Origin of the sequence: Ideonella sp. B508-1 (genome assembly GCF_000333615.1) — a bacterium.
Taxonomy (GTDB): domain Bacteria; phylum Pseudomonadota; class Gammaproteobacteria; order Burkholderiales; family Burkholderiaceae_C; genus Ideonella.
In genome coordinates, this window is record NZ_BADL01000040.1 from 1 (window position 1) to 11,061 (window position 11,061).

The following is an 11,061-nucleotide window of genomic DNA, read 5'->3' on the forward strand; positions in this document are numbered from 1 at the left end:
AACAGGAAGCGGCCCAGCGTGGTCGTCTTGCTCTTGTCGATGGCGGCCAGCAGGTTCTGGGCGCTCTTGTCGCCCATGCGCTCCAGCGTGGCCAGGGATGAGAAGCCGAGCTTGTAGATGTCGGGGATGGCGCGCACGATGCCGGCGTCCACCAAACGAGTTCTGCCTGAAGATCGTCGGCAAGGTGCGCGCCCGTCCGGCCGGCACCGAGAACGCCAACCTCGTCTCCGGCAAGATCGAGGTGCTGTGCCATGAGCTGGAGGTGCTGAACCCCTCCGTCACGCCGCCGTTCCAGCTCGACGACGACAACCTGTCCGAGACCGTGCGCCTGACCCACCGCGTGCTGGACCTGCGCCGCCCGCAGATGCAGCAGAACCTGAAGCTGCGCTACCGCGTGGCCATGGAGGTGCGCAAGTTCCTGGACGCCAACGGCTTCATCGACATCGAGACGCCGATGCTGACCAAGTCCACGCCCGAAGGCGCGCGCGACTACCTGGTGCCCAGCCGCGTGCACGATGGCCACTTCTTCGCGCTGCCGCAGTCGCCCCAGCTGTTCAAGCAGCTGCTGATGGTCGCGGGCTTCGACCGCTACTACCAGATCACCAAGTGCTTCCGTGACGAGGACCTGCGCGCCGACCGCCAGCCCGAGTTCACCCAGATCGATATCGAGACCTCCTTCCTGGGCGAGGAGGAGATCCGTGCCATGTTCGAGGGCATGATCCGCTCGGTGTTCAAGAACGCCATCGGCGTGGAACTGCCGGTCTACCCGGTCATGACCTACGCCGACGCGATGTTCAAGTACGGCTCGGACAAGCCCGACCTGCGCGTCAAACTCGAGTTCACCGAGCTGACCGACGTCATGAAGGACGTGGACTTCAAGGTCTTCTCGACCCCGGCCACCACCCCGGGTGGCCGCGTGGTGGCCCTGCGCGTGCCCGGCGGCGCCGACATGTCGCGTGGCGAGATCGACGGCTACACCGAGTTCGTCAAGATCTACGGCGCCAAGGGCCTGGCCTGGATCAAGGTCAACGACGTGGCCAAGGGCCGCGACGGCCTGCAGTCGCCGGTGGTGAAGAACCTGCACGACGCCGCCATCGCCGAGACCCTGGCCCGCAACGGTGCCTGCAACGGCGAACCTGATCTTCTTCGTCGCCGACAAGCCAAAGTGGGTGAACGACGCCATCGGCGCGCTGCGCATCAAGGTCGCCCACAGCGAATTCGCAAAGTCCAAGGGCCTGTTCGACGACCGCTGGGCGCCGCTGTGGGTGGTGGACTTCCCGATGTTCGAGTACGACGAGGACGAGGACCGCTGGAACGCCTGCCACCACCCCTTCACCAGCCCGAAGGATGGTCATGAGGAGCTGATGACCACCAACCCGGGCGCCTGCGTGGCCAAGGCCTACGACATGGTGCTCAACGGCTGGGAACTGGGCGGCGGCTCGATCCGTATCCACCGCGCCGACGTGCAGGCCAAGGTCTTCGAGGCCCTGAAGATCACGCCGGAAGAGCAGCGCATCAAGTTCGGCTTCCTGCTGGACGCGCTGCAGTACGGCGCGCCGCCGCACGGTGGCCTGGCCTTCGGCCTGGACCGCCTGATCACGCTGATGACCAAGGCCGAGTCGATCCGCGACGTGATCGCCTTCCCCAAGACCCAGCGTGCCCAGTGCCTGCTGACCGGCGCCCCGTCGATGGTCGACGAGAAGCAACTGCGCGAACTGCACATCCGCCTGCGCAACGCCCAGGCCGCGGGCTGATCGCGGGGGCATTGCCGCCGTTCTTGAGGGAGAGCGGCGGTGCGCCGCACTGACTGGAGGGTCAGTGCGGCGTGCAGTCTGCCTGTGTCGGCGGACTCTGCCGTGGCACGGACATGAGCCATCCTCTGAGTGTCCGCAGCTCGACACGATCACAGGACTCGGCCAAGACGACGCCGCGCTCAAAACGCTGTTTGACGCCTTCCTTGTAGCGAACGGTTCGCTCTTCCAGCCGGGCCCCTTGCGCGGGGTGCTCCGCGTCTCGCAGCGAGCGGGAGAGCATCTCCAGGGCCTGCACCAGCAGTGCTGAGCTGTCGTCGATCAGATGCCGGACTTGTTCTGGAGTGGCCGTCGTGTCCGTGGCGATGTCCTCCCGAGGTGCGGAGATCACGCGAATGACATTGGCGTAGGGCGATGAGCCCTCGCGGTCAGGCTGGCGCTGCGCCTTCACCTGGGCCTCCAGAATCAGAACCCGCTGATCCTTGCTCATCAGGAAGGTTGGCGAGAGTTCAAGTCGCCATGCCGGTGAGGTCACCTCGGCGTCCGGCAGGATCTCGAAGGCCCGCTGTACAGGGCCGGACGTGGCGGGGCTGTTCAGCAACGTGCGCAGCGACACGTCAGTCAGTCCGGCACGAAAGGGGTCAAGCACGGCTTCGGCTGCATTCTCCTGTTTGCTGCGTTCGTGGCTCTCACTGGTTTTGACCAGCACCGCGTGCGTGGCGATTGCGGTCAACAGGCCAACGATGCCGACGACCGGATAGGGCATGCCAGCGCCGCTCTGACCTGGATCGGCGCTCTCGGCAAGGCCATGGAAGGCGACCGGGGCCGCATCGATGAGCTGAAAGTGGATGGGCGCTCCAGGGTCGCTGACCCCGGTGCCTGCAAGACCGCCGGGGTTGGCGAGGGGCTCGGCCACTGCGGTCGCTGTCCCGGGGGCCACCGCGCAGCACAGAAGAAGGGCCGCAACACCGAGGCCTTTGCGCCCAGGGAGGTCTGGGCGGCCGCTCATTGCTTGAACGGCTGGACCATGTTTTCCTTGGCTTCTTCGATGGCTTCGAAGTAAGCGTTGGTCAGGCCAGGAAACTTGGGAGGCTCATCCCATTCGCCGCTGACGCCCTTGGCCACGTTGAGCGGGAGATACCACTCCAGGGCGTTCGACTCGAGATTGACAATGTAAGCGGTGCCCTTCACCACGGCCTGAGGCGCCCCCGTGGGAATGTAGGCGGAGTAATTTCGCCACACGCCCAGGGCCGTGATGTCGACCACCAGCAGCTTGTCGACCTGGTACTGGGTCTTCACGCCGCGGAAGTCCTTGCGGGCCACGTTGGGCACCTTGCTGTCATAGCCCGGCAATTGCTTGAGCACCAGGGGGGCTTCGATTTCCTGTGCGCTCAAACCCTTGTCTTGCAGAGCCTTGACCAGATCCGATTTGACCTTGGCGATGTCATCGGTTGGCCAGGTTTGGACCTGGGCGGTCAAGCTCTTGTGATTGAGTGATGCCGCGGCCAGGCAAAGCAGGCAACCTGCACCGGGAAACTCGGTGTCGACCTTCGGGAGATTGGTCAGCACCACGCCCACCTTGGCGCCGGTGGACTTCGAAAATTCTTGCGACACAGCCAGCGGTTGCTGGGGAGGCGCGGCGCAGCCGGACAGAAAGCTGGCGACGAGGATGGCTGCTGAGAGGAAATACGACTTCATGACTTGAGGTAATGCGAAAGAAACCTCGGTGGCTCTTGATGCGGAGCCTGGAATGCGCAATGGCACAGATGCCGAGATCAGAGGAAGGCTTTTATCTGCAATGCCGATTCTTGAAAATATTCGCTGTCGTGAATTTTGACGATAGACGGAGAATCCCCCACGTTTGTGGGAAAGGGATTGCTGACCCGGCACGAGGCGGACCCTCGACATTAGGGGGATAAGGCCCATTCCCCCGGTCTGGACAGCCAGCAGACAGGTTGGCGACTGGCCGACGGCGCAGCATCCGTCGCCTGACTGGCGGGCTCGTTGGGAGACCGCGGTCGGTGACAGAAGGTGCCCCGCCGTGCCGGATGCGCTGCCCACGAGGAGCGTCCATCCGGGCGGCTGGGCGGATGTTGTGACAAATGCAGAGGAGTCAGTGGTATGCGAGGAATCAAGCTCCGTCATTGGGGCGTCGCTTTGGCCGTTGCGGCCCTTCAGCTGGCGGGTGCCAGCGCAAGCGCTCAGGATCTGGCCGCCGGCCCGATCCTCAAGAAGGTGTTGACCCGCGAGGTCTGCGGACACGACGTGGCCGAGGGGCATGCCCGTTGCCACTCGCACATCGTCACGGACCGCAATGGCAATGACCTGACCGCCACCGCCCCCAGTGGGTTGAGCCCGGCCAACCTGCGCTCGGCCTACAACATCACGGGTACCGGCTCGGCCTCCACCGTGATCGCCGTGGTGGATGCCTACCACTACGCCAACGCCGAGTCCGATCTGGCGGTCTACCGTTCGCAGTTCGGTCTGCCGGCCTGCACCAAGGCCAACGGCTGCTTCAAGCAGGTGGACCAGAACGGTGGCACCAAGTACCCCTCGACCAACAAGGGCTGGAACCAGGAAGCCGCGCTGGACCTGGACATGGTCAGCGCCATGTGCCCGTCCTGCAGCATCGTGCTGGTGGAGGCATCTTCCAGCAGCATGAGCAACTTGGCCACCGCCGCCAACACCGCGGCGCAGCTCAGCGGCGTGCGTGCCGTGAGCAACAGCTACGGTGGCGGTGAGTCCGGCAGCACCACCTATGAGTCGCTCTACAACCATCTGAACGTGGCCATGGTGGTGAGCTCCGGCGACAACGGCTATGGCGTGCAGTTCCCGGCCTCGTCGCCGCATGTGACCGCCGTGGGCGGCACCTCGCTGAAGACGGCCTCCAACAGCCGCGGCTGGACCGAGACCGCCTGGAGCGGTGCGGGCAGTGGTTGCAGCACCGTGTATGCCAAGCCGAGCTGGCAGACCGACAGCGGCTGTGCCCTGCGCACGGTGGCCGACGTGTCGGCCGTGGCCGATCCGGCCACCGGCGTGGCGGTGTACGGTCCCAAGAAGATCGGCACCAAGTCCGCCTGGCAGGTCTACGGCGGCACCAGCGTGGCCGCACCCGTCATCGCCGGCATCTACGGTGTCAACGGTGGCCCGGTGACCTATGGTTCCGATCCGTACAGCCACACCAACTCGCTGTTCGACGTGACCTCCGGCAGCAACGGCAGCTGCAGCCCCAGCTACCTCTGCACCGCCGGCGCGGGCTACGACGGCCCCACCGGCCTGGGCACGCCCAACGGTTCGACCGCGTTCTGACGCTCGCGGCGTGATGGGCGCCACCGGCGCCCACCGACACGGCCCCGCTTCGGCGGGGCCTTTTCATTGCGGGCCATGGCTCCGGACTCTTGATCGATCTCAAACTGCGCGGCCGCGCGGGCCGCCATGGCTTGTCGGCATGAGGGAGACTTCGATCCGCGCCATGGCGGGGCGCTGACCGCCGCCTTCGTGGCGATCGCCCGCCTGCGCTGAGGCCGGGGCCTTCCCGCCGCGCTAGGATGCAGGCATGAGCGAGAGCCCCAAGCCGCCCAAGATTCCCGAATCGGTGCTGGTGGTCATCCACACCGCCGACCTGAACGTGCTGCTGATGGAGCGGGCCGACGCGCCCGGCTACTGGCAGAGCGTCACCGGCTCCAAGGACAGCCTGGACGAAGCCCTGCGCGAGACCTGCCGCCGCGAGGTGCTGGAGGAGACCGGCATCCGCATCGGCACCGACGCCGTGCCGGACACGGCCCTGCGCGACTGGTCCCTGTCCAATGTCTACGAGATCTACCCGCGCTGGCGCCACCGCTACCCGCCCGGCGTGACGCACAACACCGAGCATGTCTTCGGCCTGTGCGTGCCCGCGGGCATGCCGGTCACGCTGGCGCCGCGCGAACACCTGCAGTCCCGCTGGCTGCCCTGGCAGGCCGCGGCCGATGCCTGCTTCTCGCCCTCCAATGCGGAGGCCATCCTGCTGCTGCCGCGCTTCGCGGCCCCCACCCCATGACGCCCGTTGCCCCGGTCCATCCTGGCCAGCTCAATGCCCTGCCGCCGGTGCGGCGCACCGACACCCCCTGCCTGCGGGTGGCCACCTACAACATCCACAAGGGCGTGCGTGGCATGGGGCCGGGCAAGCGGCTGGAGATCCACAACCTGGGCATGGGCGTGAAGGCCCTGGATGCCGACCTGGTGTTCCTGCAGGAGGTGCGGCTGTTCAACCAGCGTGAGGCCCGGCACTTCGACCAGACCTGGTTCGGCTGGCCCGAGGAAGGGCAGGCCGAGTTCCTGGCGCCGGAGGGCTACGAGGCCGCCTACCGCACCAACGCCGTCACCCGCGACGGCGAGCACGGCAATGCGCTGCTGTCGCGCTGGCCGATCGGCGAGATCCGCCACCACGACGTCTCCGACCACCGCTTCGAGCAACGCGGCCTGCTCTACGTGCCGGTGAGCTGGCAGGGCGGGGTGGTGCACACCGTGGTGGCCCACCTGGGGCTGATCCACGCCAGCCGGGTGCGCCAGGTCCAGCGCCTGCACGATTTCATCGCCTCGCATGTGCCGGCCGGCGAGCCCCTGCTGGTGGCGGGCGACTTCAACGACTGGGGCGAGCGCCTGGACACGCCGATGGCCGGCCTGGGCCTGCAGCGGGCCCGGGCGCCCGATGGGCGCCTGTCCAGCCGCCTGACCTTCCCCTCGCGGGTGCCCATCTTCGCGCTGGATCGGGTCTACACCCGGGGCTTCCGCTGCCTGCGCAGCAGCGTGCCGCGCGGGCCGGCCTGGGCCCGCATGTCCGACCATCTGCCGCTGCTGGTGGAGCTCGAGCCGACCTGAGATGCCGCCCACCGACGCGTCAGCCGCTGACACGCCGGTCCATCCCGGCAGTTGGTACATCTTTTCCCGGCCGGTCTTCTTCGGCCACAACGAGGTGCGCCTGCTGCGTGGCGGGGATGAGCTGTTCCCGCGCCTGATCGAGGCCATCGGCCAGGCCCTGCACGAGGTCTGGCTGGCCACCTACATCTTCTACGACGACAGCGCGGCCGAGGCCGTGGCCCTGGCCCTGGCCGCCGCCGCGCGCCGCGGCGTGAGGGTGCGGGTGGTGGTCGATGGTTTCGGCTCCCATCGCAGCCTGCCCACGCTGCAACGCTGGCTGGAGCCGGCCGGTGTGCACTTCACGGTGTTCCGTCCCCTGGAGCGCTGGTGGAACTGGCTGCAGCCGGGGCAGATGCGGCGGCTGCACCAGAAGCTCTGCGTGGTGGACGGTCAGCGCGCTTTCGTCGGCGGCATCAACCTCATCGACGACCGCAACGACATCCACCACGGCCGCAGCGAGCATCCGCGCCTGGACTTTGCAGCCGAGGTGCACGGCCCGGCCGCCATGCCGGTGGAGCAGACGGTGCGGGCCATCTGGACCCGCGCGGCCTTCGGTGAGGACTGGCGCCAGGAGGTGCTGAACCTGGTGCGCAGCGCGCGGCCGGTGCGCTCGGCCCGCCAGTACCTGCGGCAGCTGCGCATCCTGCCGCCACACCCCGCCTTGCCGCCGGGCGACGGGGCCCCGGTGCAGGTGGCCTTCGTCGTGCGCGACAACATGCGCCAGCGCCGGGCCATCGAGCGCAGCCTGATCGAGGCCATTCGCCTGGCCGAGCGCCGGGTCGACCTGGTCACGCCCTACTTCTATCCGGGCCATTCGTTCCGCCGGGCGCTGATCAAGGCGGCGCGCCGGGGTGTGCGCGTGCGCCTGCTGCTGCAGGGCAAGCTGGACTACCGCATCGCCGGCCTGGCCGCCCGGGTGCTGTATGACGAGCTGCTGGTCGAGGGCATCGAGATCTACGAATACATGCCCGCCTTCCTGCACGCCAAGATGGCGATGGCCGACGAGGACTGGATCACCGTGGGCAGCTCCAACGTGGACCCGCTGTCCCTGCTGCTCAACCTGGAGGCCAATCTGGTGGTGCGTGACGAGACCCTGACGGCCGCCGCCTCACGCGAGTTCGAGCTGGCGCTCACCCAGTCGCTGCACATCACCGTGGCGCCGCTGCGCCGCGGCTGGGCCGCCATGCTGGGCCGCGGCCTGGTGGCCTGGATGGCGCATTGGTACCTGCGCCTGGCGGGCTGGAACGAGCGCTACTGAAACTGCGGGTCAGACCGTCGGCGGCGGGCCGTAGTCGTTGTCGCCCGGGGTGCCGCGCAGCAGGCCGTTCTCGATCAGCACCCACAGCCAGCCCACCAGCGGGATCAGGTTGACCAGCACCCACCAGGCCGAGCGGTTGCGGTCATGCCAGCGCTTGACCGAGATGGCCAGGGCCGGCCACAGCAGCAGCAGGTTGGTCAGGCCGTCGGCCTCTTCGGCATTCAGGCCGACGATGCCCAGCAGGCCGTTGAACAGCAGCGTGATCAGCAGCAGCCACAGCACGCCGTGGCGCCAGAAGGTGGCGCGCGAGATGCGCCCGCGAAAGCTGAAGTACAGCCACAGCGGCGGCAGCGGGTCGGCAAAGGGATTGCCGCCCTCGGCGGGCTGGGGGGGCGGTGAGAACGGCGCGGACGGCGGCATGGGCGCAGTATTCCATGGGGCTTGGGGGCGGCCTCAGTGCCACAGCGCGGACATCAGCCGGGTGTAGGCCATTGCCCCTTTCTCGGCGCCTCCGGAGTGGTCTGCACGCAACAACCCGTCCTGCAGCACCCAGTCGCCGGCCACCATCACCGCCGCCCAGGGCATGCCGGGGCCGGTCATCACCAGCGCGTCCAGCCAACGGCCCATGGGCAGGCCGGCGCACTCGGGCGCGGCCGCGTCGGCCACCAGCAGGTCGGCCCGCGCGCCGGCCTGCAGGCCCCAGCGGGCGACGCCCGCGGCCGCCTGCCCGCCACGCAGCGCGCTGCGCCACAGCCGCGTGCAGCCGGAGGGCTCGCCGCCGGCCGGATCGGCCGCCACATTGCGCTGCAGGCGCTGCAGGCGCTGGCCGTACTCCAGCCAGCGCAGCTCCTCGCGCCAGTCGCGGGTGACCTGGCTGTCCGAACCGATGGCCAGCGGCACGCCCGCGGCCAGCCAGCCGGGCAGGTCGGCCAGGCCGTCGCCCAGGTTGGCCTCGGTGCCGGGGCAGATCACCACGCCCGCGCCACGGGCCGCCACCGCGGCAATCTCCTCGGGCGTGCTGTGGGTGGCATGCACCAGCTGCCAGCGGGCATCCAGCAGGCCTTGCGCGGCCAGCCACTGCATCGGTCGCTGGCCGGTGGCGGCCAGGCAGTCCCGCACCTCGGCGGGCTGCTCGGCCACGTGGATGTGCAGCGGCACGGCCTGGCCGGTGGCCAGCGTGGCCAGGCGCTGCAGGCTCTCGGGCCGGGCCGCGCGCAGCGAATGCACCGCCACGCCCGCGTTCAGCCGCGCATGGCCCTGGGCGTTGACCGCCTGGCAGATCGCCCAGGCGCCGTCGGCATCCAGCCGGAAGCGGGCCTGGTCGGGCCGCAGCGCGGGCTGGCTGAAGCCGGCGCGCTCGTAGATCACCGGCAGCAGGGTCAGGCCGATGCCAGTGTCGGCCGCTGCGTCGATCAGCGCGCGCGACAGGGTCAGCGGGTCGTCGTAGGGCGTGCCGTCGGGCTGGTGCTGCAGGTAGTGGAACTCGCAGACCTGGGTGTAGCCGCCGCGCAGCAGCTCGCCGTAGAGCTGGCGGGCGATGGTGCGCAGCTCGGCCGGGCCCACGCGGCCGGCCACCCGGTACATGCGGTCGCGCCAGCTCCAGAAGTCGTCCTCGGCCTGCGTGCGCTGCTCGGCCAGGCCGGCAAAGGCGCGCTGGAAGGCGTGGCTGTGCGCGTCCACCAGGCCGGGCAGCACCGGGGCCGCCAGCCGCTGCGCGCCGGGCGGGCAGGGCTGGCCGGCCTGCACCGTGGCCCAGTGGCCCTGGGCATCCACGCTCAGCAGCACATCGGCCTGCCAGCCCTCGGGCAGCCAGGCCCAGGGGGCCCACAGGGTTCGGGTGGGGCTCTCCGTTGTCGCGTTCATGCCGCGGCCCCCGGCCGCCAGGCCAGCATCGTGTCCACCAGCCGGCCCAGCAGCGGCTGCACCCGCGCGGCGTGGGCGGCGTCCCAGGCCCAGGGCGGGGCCTCGGTCATGTAGCAGGACCAGCACATCTCCAGCTGGATGGCATGCCGGCCCTGGGCGGGCTGGCCGTGGTGGCGGGTGATGTGGCCACCCTTGAAGCGGCCATCCACCACCTGGGTGTAAGTGTCCTGTCCGGCCAGCACCTCGGCCAGGCGCTGGCGCAGCAGCGGGTCGCAGCTGGCGCCACCCACGGTGCCCAGGTTCAGGTCGGGCAGCTTGCCCTCGAACAGCCAGGGCAGTTCGGAGCGGATGCTGTGGCCGTCGAACAGCACCGCATGGCCGTGGGCGGCCTGCAGTCGGGCCAGCTCCGCCTCCAGGGCGTCGTGGTAGGGCTGCCAGTAGCGGGCGCGGCGGCGCTGCACCTCGGCCGCGTCCGGGGCCTGGCCCTCGCGGTAGAGCGGATCGCCGCTGAAGAAGCGGGTGGGGCAGAGCTCGGTGTTGTGGCGCCGGGGTACATTGGCGCGTTGTCGGGCGGCCGGTTCAGGTCGATCACGTAGCGCGCGAAACGGGGCACGATCAGGCTGGCGCCGCGTTCGCGCACGAAGGCGTAGAGCTTCTCCAGGTGCCAGTCGGCGTCCTCGGTGGCCAGGGCGCGCGGCATGAAGGCCGCTCGCAGATCGTCCGGGATGGCGGTGCCGGCATGCGGCACGCTCACCAGCAGCGGGCCGGTGCCGCGCCAGAGGGTGAAGGTCTCGGTCTCGAGTTCGGGGGCGCGGTCAATGGCGAGGTCGGGGGCGTTCATGCGAGAACCTCCTGGACAGGCTGGCCGGCCCGCACGACGCGGCAGGCCGGGCTGTGGCCGAAACGGTAGGCCAGTTCGTGGGGATGGTCCACCGCCCAGTGGGCCCAGTCGGCCTGGCGGCCGGGGCTGAGCTGGCCCATGCGCTCATGCAGGCCCAGGGCCCGCGCCGCGTGGCGGGTGAAGCCAGCCAGGGCTTCTTCCGGCGTCAGGCGGAACAGGGTGCAGGCCATGTTCATCATCAAGAGCGGCGACAGAGTGGGCGAGGTGCCGGGGTTGTGGTCGGTGGCCAGGGCGATGGGTACGCCCGCGGCGCGCAGCGCGGCCACCGGTGGCAGGTGGGTGTCGCGCAGGAAGTAGTAGGCACCCGGCAGCAGCACGGCCACCGTGCCGGCCGCGGCCAGGGCCTGCACGCCGGCGTCGTCCAGATACGGCAGATGGTCGCAGCTCAG

Annotated in this window: 9 protein-coding genes and 2 pseudogenes; 5 read left to right on the plus strand and 6 right to left on the minus strand. The window is 69.2% G+C overall.

The annotated features are described in order from the left end of the window. Positions 1 to 154: 154 nt before the first annotated feature. Positions 155 to 1,754, plus strand: a pseudogene (aspS, locus tag I73_RS25425) (aspartate--tRNA ligase); the annotation flags it as partial. 61 nt (positions 1,755 to 1,815) lie between these two features. Here the strand turns inward: aspS and I73_RS01955 are convergent. Beyond that, positions 1,816 to 2,667, minus strand: a complete 852-nt coding sequence (locus tag I73_RS01955; protein WP_148289652.1) for a hypothetical protein — start codon at positions 2,665 to 2,667, stop codon at positions 1,816 to 1,818. 89 nt (positions 2,668 to 2,756) lie between these two features. Next, positions 2,757 to 3,449: a hypothetical protein gene (locus I73_RS01960; protein ID WP_022979076.1), complete on the minus strand. Its 693-nt coding sequence runs from the start codon at positions 3,447 to 3,449 to the stop codon at positions 2,757 to 2,759. 423 nt (positions 3,450 to 3,872) lie between these two features. On the opposite strand from I73_RS01960, the gene I73_RS01965 reads away from it, so the two are divergent. The 4 genes from I73_RS01965 to clsB all read left to right on the plus strand — a co-directional run bounded on the left by I73_RS01965 (position 3,873) and on the right by clsB (position 7,908). After that, a complete protein-coding gene (locus I73_RS01965) occupies positions 3,873 to 5,060 on the plus strand; it encodes a S53 family peptidase (RefSeq protein WP_026096198.1) in 1,188 nt (395 codons plus the stop codon). A gap of 247 nt (positions 5,061 to 5,307) precedes the next feature. After that, positions 5,308 to 5,790, plus strand: a complete 483-nt coding sequence (gene nudB, locus I73_RS01970; protein WP_022979078.1) for a dihydroneopterin triphosphate diphosphatase — start codon at positions 5,308 to 5,310, stop codon at positions 5,788 to 5,790. Further along, positions 5,787 to 6,611: an endonuclease/exonuclease/phosphatase family protein gene (locus tag I73_RS01975; protein ID WP_022979079.1), complete on the plus strand. Its 825-nt coding sequence runs from the start codon at positions 5,787 to 5,789 to the stop codon at positions 6,609 to 6,611. Before nudB ends, I73_RS01975 begins: the two co-directional genes overlap by 4 nt. Before the next feature lies 1 nt (position 6,612). After that, positions 6,613 to 7,908, plus strand: coding sequence for a cardiolipin synthase ClsB (clsB, locus tag I73_RS01980; protein ID WP_022979080.1), 1,296 nt, complete (start codon positions 6,613 to 6,615; stop codon positions 7,906 to 7,908). Positions 7,909 to 7,917: 9 nt separating this feature from the next. On the opposite strand, the gene I73_RS01985 is transcribed toward clsB, so the two are convergent. The 4 genes and pseudogenes from I73_RS01985 to I73_RS02000 form a co-directional block, all read right to left on the minus strand. Next, positions 7,918 to 8,328: a DUF805 domain-containing protein gene (locus I73_RS01985; RefSeq protein ID WP_022979081.1), complete on the minus strand. Its 411-nt coding sequence runs from the start codon at positions 8,326 to 8,328 to the stop codon at positions 7,918 to 7,920. Between the two features lie 33 nt (positions 8,329 to 8,361). After that, positions 8,362 to 9,771, minus strand: coding sequence for a formimidoylglutamate deiminase (hutF, locus tag I73_RS01990; protein ID WP_022979082.1), 1,410 nt, complete (start codon positions 9,769 to 9,771; stop codon positions 8,362 to 8,364). Beyond that, positions 9,768 to 10,612, minus strand: a pseudogene (gene hutG / locus I73_RS25430) (N-formylglutamate deformylase). Before hutG ends, hutF begins: the two are co-directional and overlap by 4 nt. Beyond that, positions 10,609 to 11,061 (minus strand): amidohydrolase family protein (locus I73_RS02000; RefSeq protein ID WP_022979083.1); only part of this gene is annotated, 453 nt, incomplete at its 5' end. The pseudogene hutG and the gene I73_RS02000, both read right to left, overlap by 4 nt.

What these genes read in the sequence shown, in the direction of transcription:
- I73_RS01960 (WP_022979076.1), bottom strand. Translation starts at nt 3,449, where the DNA reads ATGAAGTCGTATTTCCTCTCAGCAGCCATCCTCGTCGCCAGCTTTCTG.
- I73_RS01965 (WP_026096198.1), top strand. Translation starts at nt 3,873, where the DNA reads ATGCGAGGAATCAAGCTCCGTCATTGGGGCGTCGCTTTGGCCGTTGCG.
- nudB (WP_022979078.1), top strand. Translation starts at nt 5,308, where the DNA reads ATGAGCGAGAGCCCCAAGCCGCCCAAGATTCCCGAATCGGTGCTGGTG.
- I73_RS01975 (WP_022979079.1), top strand. Translation starts at nt 5,787, where the DNA reads ATGACGCCCGTTGCCCCGGTCCATCCTGGCCAGCTCAATGCCCTGCCG.
- clsB (WP_022979080.1), top strand. Translation starts at nt 6,613, where the DNA reads ATGCCGCCCACCGACGCGTCAGCCGCTGACACGCCGGTCCATCCCGGC.
- I73_RS01985 (WP_022979081.1), bottom strand. Translation starts at nt 8,328, where the DNA reads ATGCCGCCGTCCGCGCCGTTCTCACCGCCCCCCCAGCCCGCCGAGGGC.
- hutF (WP_022979082.1), bottom strand. Translation starts at nt 9,771, where the DNA reads ATGAACGCGACAACGGAGAGCCCCACCCGAACCCTGTGGGCCCCCTGG.